A 21471-nucleotide genomic window follows, 5' to 3' on the forward strand; every position below is an offset into this window, starting at 1 on the left:
TCACACGCCGGCCCGCGCCATCATAGACGTACGTGGCCTTGCAAGTTGCGCTCGACATGCGGTTGCCGCGGGTCTAGTGTTGCCTAAGGTTTATTAGGCGCACGACCGATAAGTCATGCAGCGCCTGATCAGAACCGCAGCTGCTCAGTGGACCACTGCACATCAGTTTCTAAATCTTTGGATTTACTTTTTCGCATTTCCGTGCGTTCGCCGATTAGCGCTATTTCCACGGCATCGAGTAATATGACTATTCAATCCATCACCTCTACCGCATGCATCGGATCTGTGTACTCGCGAACCTCAGTAATTTTCCCATCGCGAAGTCTGAATAGCATATGGTACTCATTCTCATATATTTTTCCGCTACTAGTTACTCCTCGCGAGCGTGCTTCCACGGCTACCGCATCGCCTTCGCCAATTGAGCTCTTCAAGTCCATTTTCAGTTCACCATTAAACATAGTGAAAAGCTCTTTTAAGACGGGCCGCATTTCCGCCTTGGTTTTCAATCCGGCAAACGGAAACAAGTGCGGTTTGCCGTTGACCCACCAAGTCGAATCATCACTCATAGTTTCAAGAATTTGGTCAACACTACCCTTCTCAAAGTGGCCGAGAAAAAGGTTTATAAGGTTTTTGTTTTCTATAACAGTCATCAGTACGTCCTCGATTATATGTAGATCATGCAGGCAAGTTCGGGAGAATAAGTCCGAAATAGGTTTGTTGGAAATGAATTATTGAAATACGGACTATTAACCTGATCAATTGGCGGAGGGTGTTGCCTACTATTGAAAACGATAACAACGGTCATAGTCTTGCGCGCTGCATACGCTGATTGTGCATGGCTATCTATGCCCGTAAATACCCCGTGTGTCCGGGGCAAAAGTCTCTCCGTGAGCACGTCGCTTGGTTTTTCATCTCAGCGCACTCCGGTTCTACACCTGGCTTTCGGCGCGGTCGATATCGGTGCCGATCGCGAAGGTCAGGGTCAGGGTCAGGGCGCCGTCTGAAGTGTTCTGTTAGCTCATGTAGAGCATGTCCTCGATACCGTTGATCTGCTCTCCAGCGGCGCCGCCACGGTCTCGGCGATGACCTTCGGGTTCGCGCCGGGATACTGGGCGCGCACTACCATGGAAGGCGGTACCACTCGGGGTATTCGGAAATCGGCAGCTGGAAAATCGCGATCAGGCCGCCGACAAAGACGATCACCGATAGCACGACCGCGAAGACCCGCTTGTCGACGAAGAAGCGTGAGAAGTTCCATGTCCTTACTTCTTGGCGGTATTTAGCGCCAACGTGGCGGTGTTCTTGGCCGCGGCAGTGGCCGGGGCATTCCTCTTTGCCTGTTCTGCCTTCTTCGTGTTTAGCAGATCGCTGGCCACTGCAGGATGCGGGATTACTTCAGATTCTTGTGCTTGAAATCCGAGACGTGTACCGATAGGCCGGTTTGCCCAGGGAGAATGTCTTGCCGCAAGGTAAGCGCTGGAATTTCGTAATCGCCCTTGTTTTGAGGACGAAACGCGATGGGATCTGCGCTGAAGAGCGTATCGAGTCGTTGTCCCAGTTCGTCACAAAGGTGAGCAAACCTGCTCTCATCTGTGCTGCCAGCTCGATACACCACAAACGGCGGCATCACATCGAAGCCCGGATAGAACAGGATACCGTGCTGGATAGGATAGAGCATGTCGTTGATCGGACCGTTGATGCCCCGTGGACCGTAGTGGGACTCCCAACCACCTGCGGTCACCATTAGCATAGCTCTCTTCCCGGCTAATGTGCCCTCACCGAAACGATCGCCCCAGTGCGTATCGGAATGCTCTCCAACGCCATAGGCAAAGCCGAATGCATATACCCGCTCTACCCAGCCTTTAAGAATCGCTGGCATGGAGTACCACCATAGAGGGAACTGAAGAATCACTGCATCGGCCCACACCAGCTTCTCTTGCTCGCGCGTGATGTCTTCACTTTGATAGCCATTTTCGAAAGCGTGCTTGGACTCGTAGGCAACATCGAACCGGGTCGTGGACAGCCGTTGGGCGGTATCGTCAGCATCTACAGCCGCTTTCCATTGCATTCCGTACAGATCAGACACCTTTACTGAGTGTCCAGCGCTCTGCAGCCGTTGCACGGTGAAATCCTTCAGCGCGCCGTTTAGGGATACCGATTCTGGATGCGCATGGACGAGAAGTATGTTCATAACTGGGTCTTTCGATGTAAGCGGGAGGGAGCAGAATAGGTCCGACGCTGGTATATTGGAAATGAATTATCCACATACGACCTATTAAGATTCTTAATTCAGGAAACGCGCGAGCGGTTCCACGAACCTGCAGGCCGAACAAATTGCAATGGGATGCAATCGTGTAGATCGCGGCCAAGATCGGCTGCACGGCAGGAACGCTGCGTGGCTGGGTACGCAGCGGAGTGTGATACCTGCCAGCGTCCAGGGCGACTACCGGCGAGGAAGAGAACACGTTAAGGCGCTCGGGCGAGAAATGCGCGAGCTGCGCGAAGCAAACGAGATACCGCGCTTGGCGAGTGCTTTTTTCGCCCTGGCCGAACTCGGTCGCCAGTTAAGCCGCGGGGCATTTGTCGACCAGTACCGCCAAGCTTACGCTGTTGATTCAAGTCGCGCCGTCGGGCCACTGTCGCCTCCCGGCGGAGCAACCCAGCATTGCGCTATGTCCGTGTTCAGCGCGACGACGCGCTGAACACGGACATCTTGCGGGTTTGGCAGGCGAACCTGCCGGTCGACGGGGGCAAATAAGGTACGGCGCCGGCTGCAGCTTGAGGAAATGGAACGAGCTCGCTGCAGGGTGGAGCGTCTGATGCGCAAAGCCGCATCGCGCGGTGTCATGCGTGGCAAGGTCGTGCGCAGTGCAGTAGTCAATGCGAAGGCGACATTCCACTCGACCGGGTCAACCGCCTGTTCAAACGCACAGCGACGGAACTACTGCGTCAGTGATTTTACCTACCTCTCGATTTGGCGAGGCTTCGCCTACGTAGCCTTCGTGATCGACATCGTTCCTCGATAAATCGTTGGCTGGCGCGTCAGCAGTTCGATGCGAACCGATTTCGTACTCGATGCGCGATGCAGCCAGCTCCGCTGGGATTTTTGACAGGCAAGTTTTCACACCGACGTTGCGATCGTCTCCCGCAACCACTGGTGAGCAGGATCGCGATGGGAACGCTCGTGCCAAAGCATGACCATTTCATACTCGGGAACATCTACAGGCGGCTCGATAATCTGCAGCATTTTCGTACTGCGTACTAGTCGCGAGGGCAACATGGCGACAAGGTCTGTACTGGCCAGGACGGACATCATAAACAAGAAGTTTGGAACAGAAAGAACCACCTTGCGTTTCAAGCCAGCTTTGGCGAGGACATCGTCAGTCACTCCATAGAAGCCGCCGCCGTCGGGTGACACGATGACGTGCTCAAGCTCACAGAATTGCGCAAGCGTAAGTTGCGGCCTCAGGTGCGGATGGTCCACCCTGCCAGCAAGTACGTAACGCTCCGCGAAAAGTGTACGGCGGCGAAGTCGGAGCGGGGAACCTTCGCCGGTATGCAAGGCAATATCTATCTCGGCTTGTTCCGCCTGCTTCGCAATATGTGAAGGAACTAAGTCGAGCACTGCGAGCCGAGTTGAAGGGGCCACCGAGCGGATGGTGGCCATCGCAGGTAGAAGGATAGTCGATGCACTCGAATCCGAAGCGGCGACACGCCATGTACGGTCAGACGCTGCCGGGTTAAAAGGGCGGGTTGGCGCAACTGCGCGCTCGAGCGATTCTAACGCTTGCCGCAACGGCTCAAGCAATTCCTCTGCTCGTGCGGTGGGCTGCATTCCCCGCGGCCCGGGTAGCAGAAGCGGGTCCCCAAAAATATCTCGCAGCTTGGCGAGATGAACGCTGACAGATGGCTGAGAAAAGTTAAGGCGCCGTGCTGCACGGGTGACGTTACGTTCAGTTAAAAGGACGTCAAGGGTCACCAGCAGGTTCAGGTCAAGTTTTCGCAAATTAAGCATTTATATAGCTGGTATGTTGATAATTCATTTCCAATATACCAGCGTCGAACCTACCCTGCCGGATCGAGCTGGAAAACCTCTTGAACTTACTTTCGGCCATGCGCATCCCGAGCGAAGACCTTGCGCAAGCAGAAAAGTTGTGGGCGATATTGGACGGGCCAGCGCGCGTCCGGAATCGACAGGCGTGCAGCTACAGGACGCAAGCAGCCAGCTCGCCGCGCTGGGCAAAAAGACGAGGGGTATTGGCAAGCAGCTTGAGGCCGAAAACCGCGCCGTGGGCAAAACCGTGCGCGACCTCTTCAATGAAGCCGTTTCGCGCGGCCTGGTCAAACCGGTCCCGGGTTCGGAGAGCAGCTAATTCGGCACTGCGTGCGCTGAGCATAGGCACGTCCCACCCGGGCCAGAGCCAGATGAACGACTCAGCGCCTTCCCCCAGCTGCGCGCAGTCGCTTTAAGCTGCCGGTCTAGCAAATTCGGCGTGGATTCCTGCCGCCTTGACAAGGCGTGTCACGCGGTTCTCAATGCACGCCAGTCCAGCATCAAATACTCGCGAATAACGCGTGGCGATCCATAGGCCTTTTTGCCTCATGACGATCTTCGATAGCTCGCAGCAGCTTGGCATTGTGGCGCTCGCGCTGGCTTGATGGCCGCTTGAACTAGCCATAAAAGGCACTGCAGGAGCGTCAATCACCTTGCACACGGTTCGCGTAGGCCAGACGTTTCAATACTTGGCTCTGAATACGTACCTCACTTGAGCTCTGCTGCGAAGTAACCGATGGCGCTATTTAGCGCGAAGGGTCCCGCTCCACATTTGTGAGTCTAACTGTGGCGAAACGACTTCGACCTATTGGGCTCACACAAGCCAAGTCCTTGAAATCATTAGCCTAAGGCGTGAGCCTAACTTTGACGGTAGTCAAGCCGGCTGGAACACCCAGCGTACTTCCCGCGACCCGGCCGGATGACGCGAACGATCAATCGAAGCACCGGCGAATTCCGGAACTATTTTCGATGGGTGAGCGCATGCGCCGCCCGCCGCATGAGCTGGGCTGCCCGTTGCGGATCGGGTTCAAGCAAGGCCAGCTGCTGCCAGGCTTCCGGATAATCCAGCTCGGCTGCGGCTTCCAGCCAGCGCCGCGCCGCCGCTTCGTCGCGCGGAACGCCCTCCCCGTCCAGCAGCATGTTCGCCAGCACGAACATGGCCTCGGGCATGCCGCGCGAGGCGGCAACGCCGAGCCAGTGAACCGCCAGCGCAGGGTCGCCACTGCGATGTGCCAGGCCACGCCGGAACGCGCTATCGCCCTCATCCCCATGCTGGGCCATGGAGGGCTGGGCCAGCACCAGCGCCGCCAGCGCGGCCATCAATAAACGCTTCATTTCGACAGGTCGACCGCGTACAGGGCGGTACCTTTGCCACGGCCGTCGTCCGCCGCCATCTGGCTGACGTTGTGCAGCCCCGCCTCGTGCGCCAGGCCCACCATCCCGGGCGCCGAGTAAAACACTACCGGGCCCGCGGTTTTGACCTGCGCAAAGCGCCAGCTGCGTGCCGCCCCATGCGCCGCGCGGGTCAAGCCCTTGACCTTGCGCACGTAGTTGATCAAGGCATCGCGGTTATTGTCCGGCGAAGCGATCACGGTGCGGCTGCCGTCCAGTCCCGGGAAATTACCGCCGCCGCTGGCGCGGTAATTATTCGTCGCGACCAGGAACTCCTGCCCGTCGTCCACCGGCTTGCCGCGCCAGGACAGCTTGCGGATACGCTCGCCCGGGACGCGCGTCACGTCGATCTCGTAGGACACGTCGGGTGAAGTGATGGTGTCGAAGTTGTAGCTCGGCACCGCCGGATTGACGAGCGGCTGCACTTCAGGCTTCGCGGGATCGATGGTATTGAAACGCTGCGCCGACTTCTCCAGCCAGGCCTTGAGCTGGACGCCATTGACCTTCACGGCATACAGCGCGTTCGGATACAGGTAGAGGTCGGCCGCATTGTTCAGCGCCAGGTCGCCCGGCTTCACGTCGGTGTAGTCGGCCGGGCCGGCCGCGCCGCTCTTGAACGGGGCCGACACCGACAGCACCGGCAGGTCTTTGTACTGCGGCAGGTTGGCCGCGACATAGTTCGCGACGTAGTCGGTCTGCGCCTGGTTGACGACCTCGATGGCCGAGACATCGCCCACGTCGGCGAAATAGCTCGACATGCGGAACCCGGTCGAGCCGACCGGCGTCTTGACGTAGCGGATGGTTGCCTCGTGCTCGTCCTTCACCAGCGCCATCACGGCAGGATCGGCATCGACGAAGGCCTTGTCGCCCGTCTGCGCGGCACGCGCTTCGACGCGCGTATTGTCCTTCTCGACCATCCAGCGCCTGCCGTCGTGCTTCAGGTGCAGCTGGACCACGCCCAGGTGCTTGCCCCACAGGTTGGCCATCACCGTCGGCACGCCGTGCACCAGTCCCCTGGCCTTGTCCACGCCTGGCAGCTGGAATTGCGGGACCGTGCTGGCCGCGTTCGGGAACAGCTGGTGCGAGTGCCCGAGCAGCATGGCGTCGATCCCCGGCACCTGCGCCAGGTGCCAGTTGGCGTTTTCCATCGAAGACGTGTACGGAGCGGCATCGAGGCCGCCGTGCGAGATGGCGATGACCAGGTCGGCGCCCTTCCCGCGCATCTCCGGAATGTACTTCTGCGCGGCTTCCCGCACGCCGGTGGTGTACACACGGCCCGCGAGCCAGCGTTTGTCCCAGGACATGATGGACGGCGGCGTGAAGCCGATGATCCCGACCCGCACGCTTGCGGTCACTGGCTTGTCGTCCTTGTCGACGGCGCTGACCTGTTTATCGATGATCGTGTAAGGGCTGAACAGCGGCTTCTTCGTCTTCACGCTGTAGACGTTGGCCAGCACCAGCGGGAAGGTCGGGCCGGCGCAGCGCTTCGGCTGGTCCACGCCGGCGACCTGGAAGCGGCTGCCGGTAACCTGGCTGAGGAAGGGCAAGCCGTAATTGAATTCGTGGTTGCCGACCGCCGCGCCGTCGTAGCGCAAAAGGTTCATGATCTTGTAGATGCCCAGGGTCTCGCCGCAAGCCAGCGGCTTTACCTGCGCCTGGTAGTCGGCCAGCGCATTGCCCTGGATCGTGTCGCCATTGTCGAGCAGGAGCGTGTTGGGGAATTCCTTGCGCGCTTGGTGGATCAATGTGGCGGTACGGTCCAGTCCATGCGAGGGCTCGGCCGCCAGCTTGTAGTAGTCGTAGCCGACCACGTTCGCGTGCAGGTCGGTGGTCTCCAGCACGGCCAGCGTCGCGGAGGTGCCGGCTGCCGGCCTCTTTGCGGCCAGGGCGGACATGCTGATGAGCGTTGGGAGCAGCGCGATGCAGATTTGATAACGCAGGGAGGTGGCCATGGCAGATTGGAATGGGAGAATCGGGCGATGATAAGGCAGCGCCCGGCGATGGAGCAAGGCATACACCCGGCGAGACCACCCGTGCTGCCGGACCGGGGCGCACCTGGGGTATAATCGAAGGTTCGATTTAACCCACTCACTAGACTGCCGAGACCATGGAAGCTGAACGCATCAACGCCATTTCCGCCCTGCTGAACGACCTGACCGGTCGTGAGGCCGAACTTCGGAGGTATCTTTGACTTCGATCGGAAGTCAGAGAAACTAGAGCAGGTCAACGAAGAACTCGAAGATCCGACCGTCTGGAACGACCAGAAACGGGCGCTGGATCTCGGTAAAGAGAAAAAAGCCCTCGAGGGCGTCGTGCACACGCTGGAAAAAGCGAAGGCCGACCTCGCGGACGCCGCCGACCTGTTCGGCATGGCGCGCGAAGAAGGCGACGACGACACCATCGAAGCGGTCAGCGCGGACATCGACGCGGTCGGCAAGATCATCGAGCAGATGGAATTCCGCCGCATGTTCGGCAACCCGATGGACCACGCGAACTGCTTCATCGACATCCAGGCCGGTGCCGGCGGTACCGAAGCCCAGGACTGGGCCTCGATGCTGCTGCGCCAGTACCTGCGCTATTGCGAACGCAAGGGCTTCAAGGCCGAGATCCTGGAACAGTCCGACGGTGAAGTCGCCGGCATCAAGACCGCGACCATCAAGGTCGATGGCGAGTATGCCTATGGCCACCTGCGCACCGAGACCGGCGTGCATCGCCTGGTGCGCAAGTCGCCGTTCGACTCGGCCAACGGCCGCCACACCTCGTTCACCTCGCTGTTCGTGTATCCGGAAGTGGACGATTCGATCGAGATCGAGATCAACCCGGCCGACGTGCGCATCGACACCTACCGCGCGTCCGGGGCCGGTGGACAGCACATCAACAAGACCGACTCCGCGGTGCGCCTGACGCACGGCCCGTCGGGCATTGTCGTGCAGTGCCAGAACGACCGTTCGCAGCACCGCAACAAGGCCGAAGCCTGGGACATGTTGCGCGCCAAGCTGTTCGAGCTCGAGATGCGCAACCGCATGAGCGAGCAGCAGAAACTCGAAGACTCGAAGACCGATGTCGGCTGGGGCCACCAGATCCGCTCCTACGTGCTGGACCAGTCGCGCATCAAGGACTTGCGTACCGGCTTCGAGACCGGCAATACCAAGAACGTGCTGGACGGCGACCTGGACGACTTCATTTCGGCCTCGCTCAAGCAGGGCGTCGGCGCATGATGGAAATGAAGCGTGCGTTCATCTTCGACATGGACGGCACCATCGTCGACAACATGGACTTCCACACGAAGTCCTGGATCACCTTCTTCGAGCGGCGCGGCTTGGGCGTAGATGCGGACGAATTTTTCCGCACGACCGCCGGCCGCCAGGGCAAGGAGATCATCCGCGCCGAGATGGGCGAGCACCTGGATGACGAGGAAGTCGCCCTGCTCAACCACGAGAAGGAATTGGTCTACCGCGAAATCTACGCACCGCACCGCAAGACGGTCACTGGCTTCGATGCGCTCATCGCCCGTGCGCAGGCCGATGGCATCGCGCTGGCCGTGGCCACCGCGGCCCCGCCGGCGAACATCGAGTTCACCCTCGATGGCCTCGACCTGCGCCGCCACTTCGGCGTGGTCGTCGGCGCCGCCGATGTCGCGCGCGGCAAGCCGCATCCGGACGTGTTCCTGAAGGCGGCCGAACTGTGCGGCGTCGCGCCCGAGAATTGCATCGTGTTCGAAGACGCGCCGCTGGGCGTGGAAGCGGCGCGCCGTGCAGGCATGCGCTGCGTGGTCTTGACCACCACCCTGCCTGCCTCGAGCTTCGCCGAATTCGATAACGTCATCGCCATCGCAGCAGACTTCTCCGCACTGCCGGCAGACCTGCTCTTCGCCTAAATAACAAAACTAGAACTGCTATCCAATCATGACTACGGAAAACCAAGACCAGTCGCCAGTCCCGGCGCTCGATGAAAACAAGATCATGGCCGAGCGCCGCGCCAAGCTGGCCACCATCCGCCAGCAGGGCATCGCCTTCCCGAACGACTTCGTCCCCCAGCACAAGGCTGCCGACCTGGTGGCCAGCTTTGTTGCCAAGACCCGCGAAGAGCTGGAAGCCGAGCCGATTCCTGTCGTGATGGCGGGCCGCATGATGCTGCGCCGCGAAGCCGGGAAGAAGGCGGCCTTCGCCACCCTGCAGGACAGTTCGGGCCCGTCGGCCAGCGGCCGCATCCAGATCTACGTCACGCTGGATTCCGCCGGCGAAGAAGCCATGGATGCGCTGCGCACCTATGACCTGGGCGATATCCTGGGCATCGAAGGCACGCTGTTCAAGACCAAGGTCGACGAGCTGACCGTGAAGGTCAGCAAGCTGCGCCTGATCGCCAAGGCGCTGCGCCCGCTGCCGGACAAGTTCCACGGCCTGGCCGACCAGGAAACCAAGTACCGTCAGCGCTACGTCGACCTGATCATGAACGAAGACACGCGCCGCACCTTCAAGGCGCGTACCGCCGCGATGTCGTCGATGCGCCGCTTCATGGAAGAGAACGGCTTCATGGAAGTCGAGACCCCGATGCTGCACCCGATCCCGGGCGGCGCCGCGGCCAAGCCTTTCGTCACCCACCACAATGCGCTGGACATGGAAATGTACCTGCGCATCGCACCGGAGCTTTACCTGAAGCGCCTGGTGGTGGGCGGTTTCGATCGCGTGTTCGAGGTCAACCGCAACTTCCGCAACGAAGGCGTGTCGGTCCGTCACAACCCGGAATTCACGATGATGGAATTCTATGCGGCCTACACCGACTACAAGTGGATCATGAACTTCACCGAGCAGGTGATCCGCCAGGCGGCCATCGATTCGAACGGCAGCGCCGTGTTGAGCTATGGCGGCCGTGAGCTGGACCTGTCCAAGCCTTTCCAGCGCCTGACCATCGTCGAAGCGATCGACAAGTACGCGCCGGGCTATACGCCGGAGCAGCTGAACGACCCGGAGTTCATCAAGGCGGAACTGAAGAAATTCGGCGTCAAGCCTTTCGCCACCGCCGGCCTGGGTTCGCTCCAGCTGTCGCTGTTCGAAGAGACTGCCGAAGCCCTGCTGTGGGAGCCGACCTTCATCATCGACTATCCCGTGGAAGTCTCGCCGCTGGCACGCGCCTCGGACGTGCGCGAAGGGATCACCGAGCGCTTCGAGCTGTTCATGGTGGGCCGCGAGATCGCCAACGGCTTCTCGGAGCTGAACGATCCGGAAGACCAGGCTGCGCGTTTCCTGGCGCAGGTCGCCGCCAAGGATGCCGGTGACGAAGAAGCGATGTTCTTCGACGCCGACTACATCCGCGCCCTGGAATACGGCATGCCGCCGGCAGGTGGCTGCGGCATCGGCATCGACCGTTTGATGATGCTGATTACCGATTCGCCGAATATTCGCGACGTGCTGCTGTTCCCGCACTTGCGCAAAGAAGACTAAGCATTTCGAATGCTCGTAAAAAAGGCGGCGTGCGTAAAGCAGAGCCGCCTTTTTTGTAGGGTGGGCGGCTATGCCGCCCACGCGTTCAACCTGCGTATGAATAGCCCGTGCGACTGCTCACAGGGGATTTGAACGCGTGGGCAAGAGACTTGCCCACCCTACAATGCGCGGCATATTCGAGCGCACCGATAATCGTTATTGCACGATGGTGTAGCAAGGCGTATAGGCTTTGCCCGGCAACTTCATCCGGCTCTGCTCCACGAACGACGCCAACAGCGCGTCCATCGGTCCCATGATCGCGCTTTCGCCCTGGATCTCGTACTTGCCGAACTGCTCGATCGCGCGGATGCCCTCTTCCTTGACGTTCCCGGCAACGATGCCCGAGAACGCGCGCCGCAGGTTCGCGGCCAGCACGTGCCCATCCTGGTTGCGGTGCAGTTTCAGGTTGCGCATGTTTTCATGGGTCGGGCGGAACGGCTTCTGGAATTCCGGGTCGATCTTGAGCCGCCAGTTGAAGTAATACGCATCGCTGTGCGCCTTGCGGAAGGACCGCACTTCGGCAATCCCGGCGGACATCTCCCTGGCCACCTGCGCCGGATCGTCGATGATGATCTTGTAGCGGCGCTGCGCCGCCGGGCCGAGGGTCAGCCCGATGAACTGGTCGATCTGGTCGAAATACGCGCGCGAGGTGGACGGGCCCGTGAAGATGAGCGGGAAGGGCGTTTCTGCGTTTTCCGGATGAAGCAGGATACCGAGGATATACAGGATCTCTTCGGCCGTGCCAGCGCCGCCCGGGAATACGATGATGCCGTGCCCCGTGCGCACGAAGGCTTCCAGCCGTTTCTCGATGTCCGGCATGATCACCAAATCATTCACGATCGGGTTGGGCGATTCGGCCGCGATAATGCCCGGCTCGGAAATGCCGAGGTAGCGCCCGCCGCTCATGCGCTGCTTGGAGTGGCCGATCGCCGCGCCTTTCATCGGCCCTTTCATCGCGCCCGGACCGCAGCCGGTGCAGATATCGAGCTCGCGCAAGCCCAGCGCATAGCCAACTTCTTTCGTGTAGTTGTATTCGATGCGGCTGATCGAGTGTCCGCCCCAGCACACCACCAGGTTCGGGCTGCGCTGCGGCTGCAGCACGTTCGCATTGCGCAGGATATGGAATACGGCGTCGGTGATGCCATCCGGGCGATTCAAATCGAAGCGCGGATTGTCGGTGACTTCGAAATGGACATAGACGATATCGCGCAGCACCGAGAACAGGTGCTCGTGGATACCGCGGATCATTTTGCCGTCGACGAAGGCAATTGCGGGGGCGCCGCGGATATCGAGCTTGATGCCGCGCTCGCGCTGCAGGATGCTGATGTCGAAACTGCGGTAGCGTTCAAGCAGCTCCTTGCCATCGTCGATCGAACTGCCGCTATTGAGCACCGCAAGTGCGCACTTGCGGAAAATATCGTACAAACCGCCCTTGCTGGTGTCCAGGAGCTTGGTGACTTCTGCTTTCGACAGGACTTCGAGGCGGCCTTCCGGAGAAATGAGGATATCGACTACTTCATGGGTCATGATTTTGTTTTCCCTATCTGGCGATGAAACGGTATGGCTGGTTACCAATATACGCCAAAGTCCAAGGTTTTGCCCCCACGATAAGGGCAATACGGGAGCACCGCACAAGGGCATATCCCGACAGGGCCCGCACCAATTTCGATCGTCAATACCACAACCCGAAAAAGTTCGCTTGCGATGACCGATTTACACTAAAATGCGTGCCAGTTGGAATTTTCGGGCGACCGATGGCTCCATTAAAAAAACGTCTATTCAGATAACTATTTCGGGAGGACCCGCATGAGCGGTGCAGCTGCTACACCTGGCAACAAGGCCATTCCAGAGTTCAAACAGATCATGGGCCATCCGGCGCCATTGTGGATGCTGTTCATGACGGAGTTCTGGGAGCGCTTTGCGTTCTACGGCATCCGTTGGGCCCTCGTGCTCTACATCGTCGCCCAGTTCCACGGCGGCGACGCCGTCGGCCAGGCCGACGCCAACCTGATTTACGGTTCCTACCTCGCGCTGGTGTATGCCGGCGCCGTCTTCGGCGGCTATGTCGCCGACCGCGTCATCGGCTACCAGCGCTCGATCCTGGTCGGGGCTGTCTTCATGGCGGCCGGCCTGTTCATGATCACGCTGCCGAACGAAGATGTCTTCAAGCTCGGCCTGGCCACGATCATCGTCGGTAACGGCATGTTCAAGCCGAACATCTCGGCCATGGTCGGCCAGCTGTACTCGCTGCACGACACCCGCCGCGATTCCGGTTTCACGATCTTCTACATGGGCATCAACGCCGGCGCCTTCTTCGCGCCGATCGTCACCGGCCTGCTGGCGCAGGAATTCGGCGACGGCTCGACCCCTGCCTACAAGGTCGTGTTCGCCGCTGCCGGCGTCGGCATGCTGCTGGCGCTGGTCTGGTTCTTCATCGGCCGCAAGCAGCTCAAGGGCATCGGCGCGCCGGTCGGCGAACTGGCCAGCCCGAAGCGCCTGATCGGCGTGATCGTCGGCTCGCTGGTCGTCATCCCGGTCGTCTACATGCTGCTGCGCCTGGGCGCCGCCACGCTGCAGATCGTGCTGTCGGTGATGTTCGTGATCCTGGCGCTGATGCTGATCGTCGAAGGCGTCCGCGAAGGCAAGGTCGCGCGCGACAAGACCATCGCCATGATGATCATCTTCTTCTTCAACATCCTGTTCTGGTGCTTCTTCGAGCAGGCCGGCAGTTCGTTCACCTTCCTGGCCGACCAGATCGTCAACCGCGACTTCCTGGGCTTCTCGATCCCGGTTGCCTACTTCCAGTCGGTGAACGCCGTGGCGATCATCATCTTCGCGCCGCTCATCGCCGCCGTCTGGGTGATGCTGGGCAAGCGCAACGCCAACCCGTCGATCCCGCGCAAGTTCGGCCTGGGCATCATCATCAACGGCCTGGCCTTCGGCCTGCTGATGTACGCGCTGTCGCAGCTGCTGGACCCGGTCGGCCAGATCCCGGCCTGGACCCTGCTGGCGGTGTACACGATCCAGTCGATCGGTGAGCTGTGCCTGTCGCCGATCGGCCTGTCGATGGTCACCAAGCTGGCTCCTACCCGCCTGGTGGGCCTGGGCATGGGCGGCTGGTTCCTGTCGACCGGTATCGGCAACAACCTGTCGGGCATCTTCGCCTCGCACGTCTCGGGCGATGCCGGCATGTCGGTGGCTTCGGCCCTGGACGGCTACACCTCGGGCTTCTGGATCCTGCTGGTCGGCGGCGTGCTGCTGTTCCTGCTCGCACCGCTGATCCAGAAACTGATGCACGGCGTGAAGTAAGCGTCATCACGTACCAATGAAAACGGCGGCCTGCGGGCCGCCGTTTTTGTTTGTGTGCTGCGTGAGTGCCACGGACTTGGAGGGAGCGATGCCAGTGGCATTGTTCCCGCCTTCGCCGGGAGTCATGGCCGCCAGTGGCGGGCATGACGGTCTTTGAGCAGTAAGTACTTATCCATCCACCTCACACTATGCTCCGTCATCCCCGCGCAGGCGGGGATCCAGGTTTGCGTGTATGACCCGGAACTCAACCCCGCTCCATCGTCGCCCGCAAGGCATCCATCTCTGCCACCATCCACTCCCTGAAGCGCTGCACCTTGAGCATGTGCTCCTTGTGCGGGTTGACCAGGAAACGGTAGCCGTTCGCAAACGGCGCGCTCTTGCAGGAGATTTGCCGCAGCGCGCCCGATTCGATGTCCTGGAAGGCGATCCCGTACGGCACCAGGGCCACGCCCTGCCCCGCCACCGCTGCCTGCACCAGCACGCCCCAATGGGTATAGCCACGCGAGAAATCGTACTTGCCCTTGAGCGCGCGGTTCTCGTTCAAGAGCTGCAGCCAGGCTTCCGGCGACTGCACCACCAGGAGGCTGTGCTGCGGCAGGTCGGCCAGGCTCAAGGCGTCCTGCCCGGGCGCCAGCAGCTCGGGGCTGTACACCGGCACCAGGCGCTCGCGCAACAGCACCGTCGGGTCGCCGTCGCTCACCGGTCCGTAGCGCACCGCCACGTCGGTGCTGTCGGCCTGCAGGTCGACCGGGGCGTCGTTCGAATCGATGCGGATGTCGAGTTCCGGATACAGCTTGGTGAAGCGGTGCATGCGCGGTACCAGCCACTTGATCGCGAACGAATGCGTGGTCGAGATCCGCAGCACCGCTTCCTCGTCGCCACGCTGCAGCGCCGCGACCTTGGCGCGCAGGTCGGCCAGCATGCGGCCGGTGGCAATCGCCAGTTCCTGGCCTTTCTCGGTCAGCGAGATATGGCGCGGATGGCGCACGAACAGCGGAAAGCCGACGTTCTCCTCGAGCTGTTTGACCTGCAGGCTGACCGCCGCCGGGGTCTTGTGCAGCTCGCGCGCGGCCAGCTTGAAGCTGCCCCAGCGTGCCGCGCAATCGAAGTCGATCAGCCCCGAGAGGCTGCGCAAGGGTTTCATGACCCCTCCATGCATAAGTTTTTCTTATTCAACGCCAACGCTTTTTCTCGGTTGATGAAATTTGCTGCTTTGCAGAAAATATACTCGATCCTATAAGGAAAAAGTCATGCGCAAGAATATATTGGTGATCGGCGGCACCCGGTTTTTCGGCAAACTCCTGGTCCAGCGCCTGCTGCGTGCCGGCCACCAGGTCACCATCGCCACGCGCGGCTATGCGCCCGATCCGTTCGGCGACCGCTTTGGCGACCAATTCGCGCGCGTGCGCGTCGACCGCCGCAACGAGCATGCGATGCGCAACGCGTTCCGGCACGCCTCCTTCGACATTGTCTACGACCAGATGTGCTATTCGCCGCCGGACGCCGCCATCTCGGTGCGTGTCTTCGCCGGCAAGGTGGGCCGCTATGTCATGACCTCGACCATCGATGCCTACCGCGGCCTGGCCCCAAGCGACCTGGCCTTCCGGGAAGACGCGCTGCAGGTGCAGGCACAGGCGATCGACAGCGCCTACCCGTGGCACGACCCGGCACTGGCCATCGACAGCTATGTCGCGGGCAAGGTGCAGGCAGAGGCTTACCTGGTGCGCGACGGCAGTCTCCCGCTGGCGACCGTGCGCCTGGCGCATGTGCTGGGCGGGCCGGAGGACTTTACCGGGCGGCTGGCGCATTACGTGGACCTGGTGCGGATGCGGGCTTTCTTGAGCTATACGAATGCTGCGGCCAAGGTGTCGTTCATGGAGGCGTCGGGGGCGGCTGATTTCCTGGTGTGGGCGGGGGCGCAGGCGTTCACCGGGGCGGTGAATGCGGGCGATGACGGGGCGCTGTCGGCGCTCGATTTGCATGCGCGGGTGGCGCGGGTGCTGGATGACGTGCCGCGGGCGGTCAAGGTGGCTGGGCCTGTACAGCCGGGGGTATTGTCGCCGTTTGATTTCGTTGAACCGCTGGTGCTGGATACGTCGCGGGCGAAGGCGCTGGGGTATCGGTTCGGGCACACCGACGAGTGGATGGAGGACGTCATCCGGCATCACGACTTGGCATACGTCTGACCGCGTGGGCAGGAGGACCTGCCCACCCTACGAGGAGCAGGAATGTTCGCGATGTAAAAATGGCCCGGAGATCCGGGCCATTTTCATTTAGCGCTTCGCTTTTTCCCGCGCCACCCAGTACAGGACGGCGATGATCAGTGCGTACGGGATCAGGGTCAGCACGTTCGCGCTATCGCCCGCGAAGAACGGGTTCGAGGCCTCGGCCCACTTGACCATGGTGCTGTCGAAATCGGTCAGCACGCCGGCGGTGATGGCGATGATGATGCCGGCCAGTGCGCCGCCGGCGATATAGCCGGAGGCCAGCAGCGTGCCGGAGCTGCGGTCGCCCGCGGCCTGGCGTTCTTCATCGTTCAGCTTCTGGTATTGCGGCAGCTTGTTGTTGCCGCGGTCGGCCAGCCAGCGCACCATGCCGCCGACGGCGATCGGCAGCGTGGAGATCAGCGGCAGGTAGACGCCGACCGAGAAGGCCAGCGCGTGCACGCCAGCCATCTCCAGCACCACCGAGATCATCACGCCGAACAGCACCAGCGTCCATGGCAATTCCTGGTCGAGGATGCCCTTGATGATGTAGGACATCAGGACCGCCTTGGGCGCGTCGTATTTCTTCACCTCGGTGCCGTCCGGGCGGGTCTTGTGGGTGCCGTTGATGCCCGGGTCGACCAGGTAGGCCAGCTTGCCGTCGTCGGTCACCAGGTATTTGCCAGCCGGGCCGCCGACCGTATCGCGCTTCTGCCAGACCTTGTAGGTGTTGGTGTCCGTCGCGGCCTGCGGGCCCTGCAGCTTATCAAGCTGGGTCAGCTTCGACGCATCGACCGTCAATCCCGGCGCGACCTGGGCCGCCGGCACGTAGACCGTGCCTGCGTCGTTCAGCTTGAGCAGGATCGGGCCCAGGATCAGGGCCGAGGCGAAGGCGCCGCACAGGATCGCGTACTGCTGCATGCGCGGCGTGGAACCGACCAGGTAGCCGGTCTTCAGGTCTTGCGAGGTGGTGCCGGCATTGCTGGCGGCGATACAGACGATCGCGCCGACCGATAGCGCGGTGACGTAATACTGGCCGCCGGTCCAGCCCATCAGCAGGAAGATCAGGCAGGTGAACAGCAGCGTGGCCACCGCCATGCCGGAAATCGGGTTCGAGGACGAACCGACTTCGCCGGTCAGGCGCGAGGACACGGTCGCAAACAGGAAACCGAACACCAGGATCAAGAGCGCGCCCAGCAGATTCATGTGCAGCGGGGTGGCCACCGTGATGATGGCGATGATGGCCAGGCAGCCGATTACCACCCATTTGAGCGGGATGTCCAGGTCGGTGCGCAGGACCGGGCCGCCGGCAGCGCCCGCGGCGTTGGCCTTGCCCTTGCCCATGCCCGACAGGCCCCCGGTAAGGCCTTTCCAGATGGTGGGCATGGAGCGGAACAGCGAAATCAGGCCGCCCGCGGCTACTGCGCCGGCGCCGATATACAGCACGTAGGCGTTGCGGATATCGTCCGGGCCCATGTCGCGGATCAAGGTAGTTCCCGGCGACAGCGGCACCGTGAGCAGCTCGCCGAAGAATTTGATCATCGGGATCATGAGCAGGTAGGACAGCACCCCACCGGCCGCCATCGTGAAGGCGATGCGCGGGCCAATGATGTAGCCCACGCCCAGCAGTTCGGGCGAGACTTCGGCGCCGGCGGAACCGCCCTTGAGCGGGGCCGCGAATTCGAAGTTGACGTAATCGCGCCAGCCCTTGAACGACACGCTCAGGGTCTTGTACAGCAGCCCTATGCCGAAACCGCCGAAGATGATCATGGCGCGGCGCTTGGCGTCCCGGGCAGCATCCGAGCCGGCTTCGCGCACTTCGCCGGCCGCTTCGCGCGAGGTCTCGGTGGCGGCGGCCTTGAGCACTTCGGCGCAGGCCGTGCCTTCCGGGTATTTCAGTTCGCGGTGCGCGTCGACGATCATGGTGCGGCGCATCGGGATCATCATCAGGATGCCCAGCAGGCCACCCAGCACGCCCACCAGCATCACGCGCGAGATCTCCAGGTCGAAGCCGAGGATCAGGATCGCCGGCATGGTCACGCCCAGGCCGAAGGCGAGCGATTCGCCGGCCGAGCCGGCCGTTTGCGTGATGCTGTTTTCCAGGATGGTCGATTCGCGCGCGCCGAATTTCTTCGCGGTGTGGAACAGTGTGATGGCGATGACCGCCACCGGGATCGAGGCGCTGACCGTGAGGCCGACCTTCAGGACCAGGTAAAGCGACGAGGCGCCGAAGATCATGCCCAGCACGACGCCCATGACCAGGGCGCGCAGCGTCATTTCAGGCAGTTGCGCGCTGGCCGGGATATAGGGTTTGAACGCGGCCGCGGCGTGATCGGGAGGTGGATCGTAAGGCATGGGCTTCCTTCGGAATGCATACTTAGGAGGGACTGAATCCGTGACTATCGCACATGCCGAAATGGAATGAAAGCGGTTTAGTTTTAGAATGCCGGGGTAGAATCACTGCCGACTGCCAGTAGCAGCACCGGCCTAATATCGAGAGCACAGCATCGAGAGCAAAGTAGTGACCAAGCATGCAAACGACAGCGCCCGGCTACCGGCGCAGCGCCTCCGCCGTCTCCGCGGATTCATCCTCCTGATGCTCGCCGCCCTGGTCCTGATCATCGCGGGCGCCGCGATCTACGTGATGTCGGCAATCCTGCCGAACGTCCCAAGCATCGACGCGGTGACCGACTACCGGCCCAAGATCCCGCTGCGTATTTATACGGCCGATAATGTGCTGATCGGCGAATTCGGCGTCGAGCACCGCGAGTTCGTACCGATCGCGAAAGTGCCGCCCCTGATGAAATCGGCCCTGCTGGCGATCGAGGACACGCGCTTCTACGAACACGGGGGCATCGACTGGATCCGCGCGGCCGGCGCCGCGAGATCCAACCTGCGCGGGGGCTTCCGCCAGGGCGCCTCGACCATCACGATGCAGGTGGCGCGCAACTTCTTCCTGTCGCGCGAAAAGCTCATTTCGCGCAAGCTCACCGAAATCGCCCTCGCCTACCGCATCGAGGATGCGCTGACCAAGGAGCAAATCCTCGAGCTGTACATGAACCAGATCTACCTCGGCAACCGCTCCTACGGCTTCTCGAGCGCTGCGCGCAGCTATTTCGGCAAGTCGCTCGACGACTTGAGCCTGGCCGAGACCGCGATGCTGGCCGGCCTGCCGCAAAACCCGTCGCGCCACAACCCGGTAGTGAACCCAAAGCGCGCGCAGCTGCGCCAGCACGCGGTGCTCAAGCGCCTGTACGAGCTGGGCGACATCAGCGAGCCGGATTACCGCCAGGCCCTTGGCGAACCGCTGCGCCTCAAGCGCGGGGGCCAGGCCTTCGATACAAAAGCCGACTATGTGGCCGAACTGGCGCGCCAGGCCGTGTTCGCCCAGTTCGGCGAAGCCGCCTACGAGCGCGGCATCGTGGTGACCACCACCATCCTCAAGGCCGAACAGGATGCGGCCTACGAATCGGTGCGCCGCAACGTGCTGGACTACGACCAGCGCCATGGCTACCGCGGCCCGGAAGCGCGCATCGAGCTGCCGGAAGACCCGGAAGAACGCGAGGAAGCCATCGTCGAGGCCCTGCAGAAGCGTCCCTCGAGCGACGGCCTGGTGCCGGCGATGGTCCTGGCCGCGTCCAGCAAGGCGGTGCGGGTCGAAACCCTGGCCGGCGACGAGCTGACGATCGAGGGCGCCGGCCTGAAATTTGCGGCGCGCGGCCTCGCGCCGGCGGCGAAGGAATCGCTCGCCATCGCCCCAGGCGCGGTCATCCGCATCAGCAAGCGTGGAAAAGACGGCTGGGCCATCACCCAGGTGCCCCAGGTCGCTGCTGCATTCGTCGCCATCGACGCCGATACCGGCGCCTACCACGCGCTGGTCGGCGGTTTCGACTACAACCTGCAGAAGTTCAACCACGTGACCCAGGCCTGGCGCCAGCCCGGCTCCGCGATCAAGCCCTTCGTCTATGCGGCGGCGCTCGACAAGGGCTACTCGCCGGGCACGCGCATCCTCGACGAACAGCTCGACATGCCGGGCGAGAACGCCGGCGCCACCTGGTCGCCGCAGAACGACGATGGCGTGTTCAGCGGACCGGTCACGATGCGCTATTCGCTGGCGCATTCGAAGAACGTGACCACCGTGCGCCTGCTGCGCGCCGTGGGCGTCGACTACGCCCACGATTACCTGGGCCGCTTCGGCTTCGACCTGCCGCGCCACGCCAGGAACATGACCCTGGCCCTGGGCACCGGCGCTGTCACCCCGCTGCAGATGGCCGGCGCGTATGCGGTCTTCGCCAACGGCGGCTACCGGGTCAAACCCTACCTGATCTCGCAGATCCGCGACGGCAACGGCAGTATCATCCTGGAAAACAAGCCGGCCGCGAAGCAGGACGGCGACCGGGTGCTGGATGCGCGCAATGCCTTCATCCTCGATTCCATGCTGCGCGACGTCACCCGCTACGGCACCGGTGCTGCCTCCGTGCAGAAGCTGGGCCGCACGGACATCGCCGGCAAGACCGGCACCACCAGCGACGCGATCGACGGCTGGTTCGCCGGCTACGGCGGCAAGGTGGTGGCGGTGGCCTGGATGGGCTATGACGAGCCGCGTTCGCTCGGCGGGCGCGAATTCGGCGCCACCCTGGCCCTGCCGATCTGGATCGACTACATGCGGGTCGCGCTGCCCAAGGTGCCCGCGCAACAGGAAGGAGAAATGCGGCTCGAGCCGGAAGGCGTGATACGCGAGAACGACGACTGGATCCTTGCCGAATTCGCGGAGCGGCCCGACCTGCACACCATCGACATCGAGCCGGCGCCGGAAGACACTGCAGAACCCGATGAGCTGGAACCAGGAGAAGAGCCCGGGAATGTACCGGCGCCTGCAGCACCTGTCGCACCTGTTGCATCGCCACCACCGCCCGCGCCCTCGCCGCTTTTCTAGGCTATCCTGACCGGGTTCCAGCAAGACTTGCGCACGCTTTATCGAGCTTGCGGGAACCCGCGGGCCACCCCCGGGTCTGTTATTGGGCGGTTCGCG

15 protein-coding genes and 2 pseudogenes are annotated in these 21471 nt (G+C 61.9%); 8 read left to right on the forward strand and 9 right to left on the reverse strand.

The genetic code is table 11. The features are described 5' to 3' along the window. Positions 1–251: 251 nt before the first annotated feature. From HGB41_RS21055 to HGB41_RS21065, 3 genes and pseudogenes are all read right to left on the reverse strand, one after another. Entirely contained in the window at positions 252–650 is a 399-nt protein-coding gene (locus tag HGB41_RS21055; protein ID WP_171088182.1) for a nuclear transport factor 2 family protein, read from the reverse strand. A 282-nt stretch (positions 651–932) separates the two neighbouring features. Then, positions 933–1212 (reverse strand): annotated as a pseudogene (locus HGB41_RS21060) (efflux RND transporter permease subunit); the annotation flags it as partial. 178 nt (positions 1213–1390) lie between these two features. Beyond that, complete coding sequence (locus HGB41_RS21065; protein ID WP_171088184.1) at positions 1391–2191, reverse strand: NAD(P)H-dependent oxidoreductase; 801 nt, start codon at positions 2189–2191, stop codon at positions 1391–1393. A gap of 167 nt (positions 2192–2358) precedes the next feature. On the opposite strand from HGB41_RS21065, the pseudogene HGB41_RS23645 reads away from it, so the two are divergent. Next, positions 2359–3023: pseudogene (locus HGB41_RS23645) on the forward strand (transposase domain-containing protein); the annotation flags it as partial. Between the two features lie 98 nt (positions 3024–3121). On the opposite strand, the gene HGB41_RS21075 reads toward HGB41_RS23645, so the two are convergent. Further along, on the reverse strand, positions 3122–4015 hold the full coding sequence (locus HGB41_RS21075) for a LysR family transcriptional regulator (protein ID WP_171088188.1): 894 nt from the start codon (positions 4013–4015) through the stop codon (positions 3122–3124). 139 nt (positions 4016–4154) lie between these two features. Between HGB41_RS21075 and HGB41_RS21080 the strand changes: the two genes are divergently transcribed. Then, positions 4155–4373 (forward strand): hypothetical protein, encoded by a 219-nt coding sequence (locus HGB41_RS21080; protein ID WP_171088190.1) that lies wholly within the window; start codon positions 4155–4157, stop codon positions 4371–4373. A 641-nt stretch (positions 4374–5014) separates the two neighbouring features. Here the strand turns inward: HGB41_RS21080 and HGB41_RS21085 are convergent. Continuing rightward, positions 5015–5389 carry a tetratricopeptide repeat protein gene (locus tag HGB41_RS21085; protein ID WP_171088192.1) on the reverse strand — a complete coding sequence of 125 codons (375 nt, stop codon included), beginning with the start codon at positions 5387–5389 and terminating at the stop codon, positions 5015–5017. Further along, positions 5386–7398, reverse strand: a complete 2013-nt coding sequence (locus tag HGB41_RS21090; RefSeq protein WP_171088194.1) for a bifunctional 2',3'-cyclic-nucleotide 2'-phosphodiesterase/3'-nucleotidase — start codon at positions 7396–7398, stop codon at positions 5386–5388. Before HGB41_RS21090 ends, HGB41_RS21085 begins: the two co-directional genes overlap by 4 nt. A 155-nt stretch (positions 7399–7553) precedes the next feature. On the opposite strand from HGB41_RS21090, the gene prfB reads away from it, so the two are divergent. The 3 genes from prfB (at position 7554) to lysS (ending at position 10887) form a co-directional block, all read left to right on the forward strand. After that, positions 7554–8664 (forward strand): peptide chain release factor 2 gene (gene prfB / locus HGB41_RS21095; RefSeq protein ID WP_171088196.1). Its coding sequence is split into 2 segments (ribosomal slippage): positions 7554–7634 and positions 7636–8664, totalling 1110 coding nucleotides; the frame shifts between segments, so codons are not numbered across the junction. Beyond that, positions 8661–9323: an HAD family hydrolase gene (locus tag HGB41_RS21100; RefSeq protein ID WP_171088198.1), complete on the forward strand. Its 663-nt coding sequence runs from the start codon at positions 8661–8663 to the stop codon at positions 9321–9323. Before prfB ends, HGB41_RS21100 begins: the two co-directional genes overlap by 4 nt. A 28-nt stretch (positions 9324–9351) precedes the next feature. Beyond that, the gene (gene lysS, locus HGB41_RS21105; protein ID WP_171088200.1) at positions 9352–10887 is read left to right on the forward strand and encodes a lysine--tRNA ligase; all 1536 of its coding nucleotides are present in this window, start codon (positions 9352–9354) and stop codon (positions 10885–10887) included. 195 nt (positions 10888–11082) lie between these two features. On the opposite strand, the gene ppnN is transcribed toward lysS, so the two are convergent. After that, a complete protein-coding gene (gene ppnN, locus HGB41_RS21110; RefSeq protein WP_171088203.1) occupies positions 11083–12453 on the reverse strand; it encodes a nucleotide 5'-monophosphate nucleosidase PpnN in 1371 nt (456 codons plus the stop codon). A 279-nt stretch (positions 12454–12732) separates the two neighbouring features. Here ppnN and HGB41_RS21115 point away from each other — a divergent pair, with 279 nt between their 5' ends. Next, entirely contained in the window at positions 12733–14235 is a 1503-nt protein-coding gene (locus tag HGB41_RS21115) for a peptide MFS transporter (RefSeq protein WP_171088205.1), read from the forward strand. Positions 14236–14479: 244 nt separating this feature from the next. Here the strand turns inward: HGB41_RS21115 and HGB41_RS21120 are convergent, their stop codons facing one another. Beyond that, a complete protein-coding gene (locus HGB41_RS21120) occupies positions 14480–15379 on the reverse strand; it encodes a LysR substrate-binding domain-containing protein (protein WP_171088207.1) in 900 nt (299 codons plus the stop codon). A gap of 106 nt (positions 15380–15485) precedes the next feature. On the opposite strand from HGB41_RS21120, the gene HGB41_RS21125 reads away from it, so the two are divergent. After that, complete coding sequence (locus tag HGB41_RS21125) at positions 15486–16421, forward strand: NAD-dependent epimerase/dehydratase family protein (protein WP_171088209.1); 936 nt, start codon at positions 15486–15488, stop codon at positions 16419–16421. Between the two features lie 87 nt (positions 16422–16508). Here the strand turns inward: HGB41_RS21125 and HGB41_RS21130 are convergent, their stop codons facing one another. Next, positions 16509–18794 carry an OPT family oligopeptide transporter gene (locus tag HGB41_RS21130; protein WP_171088211.1) on the reverse strand — a complete coding sequence of 762 codons (2286 nt, stop codon included), beginning with the start codon at positions 18792–18794 and terminating at the stop codon, positions 16509–16511. 241 nt (positions 18795–19035) lie between these two features. Here HGB41_RS21130 and HGB41_RS21135 point away from each other — a divergent pair, with 241 nt between their 5' ends. Then, positions 19036–21375: a penicillin-binding protein 1A gene (locus HGB41_RS21135; protein WP_171088316.1), complete on the forward strand. Its 2340-nt coding sequence runs from the start codon at positions 19036–19038 to the stop codon at positions 21373–21375. The last annotated feature ends 96 nt before the right edge of the window (positions 21376–21471 follow it).

The sequence above is a fragment of the Telluria aromaticivorans genome (assembly GCF_013003915.1).
In the GTDB taxonomy this organism is placed as follows: domain Bacteria; phylum Pseudomonadota; class Gammaproteobacteria; order Burkholderiales; family Burkholderiaceae_D; genus Telluria; species Telluria aromaticivorans.

What these genes read in the sequence shown, in the direction of transcription:
- HGB41_RS21125 (WP_171088209.1), top strand. Translation starts at nt 15,486, where the DNA reads ATGCGCAAGAATATATTGGTGATCGGCGGCACCCGGTTTTTCGGCAAA.
- HGB41_RS21055 (WP_171088182.1), bottom strand. Translation starts at nt 650, where the DNA reads ATGACTGTTATAGAAAACAAAAACCTTATAAACCTTTTTCTCGGCCAC.
- HGB41_RS21065 (WP_171088184.1), bottom strand. Translation starts at nt 2,191, where the DNA reads ATGAACATACTTCTCGTCCATGCGCATCCAGAATCGGTATCCCTAAAC.
- lysS (WP_171088200.1), top strand. Translation starts at nt 9,352, where the DNA reads ATGACTACGGAAAACCAAGACCAGTCGCCAGTCCCGGCGCTCGATGAA.
- HGB41_RS21090 (WP_171088194.1), bottom strand. Translation starts at nt 7,398, where the DNA reads ATGGCCACCTCCCTGCGTTATCAAATCTGCATCGCGCTGCTCCCAACG.
- HGB41_RS21085 (WP_171088192.1), bottom strand. Translation starts at nt 5,389, where the DNA reads ATGAAGCGTTTATTGATGGCCGCGCTGGCGGCGCTGGTGCTGGCCCAG.
- HGB41_RS21130 (WP_171088211.1), bottom strand. Translation starts at nt 18,794, where the DNA reads ATGCCTTACGATCCACCTCCCGATCACGCCGCGGCCGCGTTCAAACCC.
- HGB41_RS21100 (WP_171088198.1), top strand. Translation starts at nt 8,661, where the DNA reads ATGATGGAAATGAAGCGTGCGTTCATCTTCGACATGGACGGCACCATC.
- HGB41_RS21115 (WP_171088205.1), top strand. Translation starts at nt 12,733, where the DNA reads ATGAGCGGTGCAGCTGCTACACCTGGCAACAAGGCCATTCCAGAGTTC.
- HGB41_RS21075 (WP_171088188.1), bottom strand. Translation starts at nt 4,015, where the DNA reads ATGCTTAATTTGCGAAAACTTGACCTGAACCTGCTGGTGACCCTTGAC.
- HGB41_RS21120 (WP_171088207.1), bottom strand. Translation starts at nt 15,379, where the DNA reads ATGAAACCCTTGCGCAGCCTCTCGGGGCTGATCGACTTCGATTGCGCG.
- HGB41_RS21135 (WP_171088316.1), top strand. Translation starts at nt 19,036, where the DNA reads ATGCTCGCCGCCCTGGTCCTGATCATCGCGGGCGCCGCGATCTACGTG.
- ppnN (WP_171088203.1), bottom strand. Translation starts at nt 12,453, where the DNA reads ATGACCCATGAAGTAGTCGATATCCTCATTTCTCCGGAAGGCCGCCTC.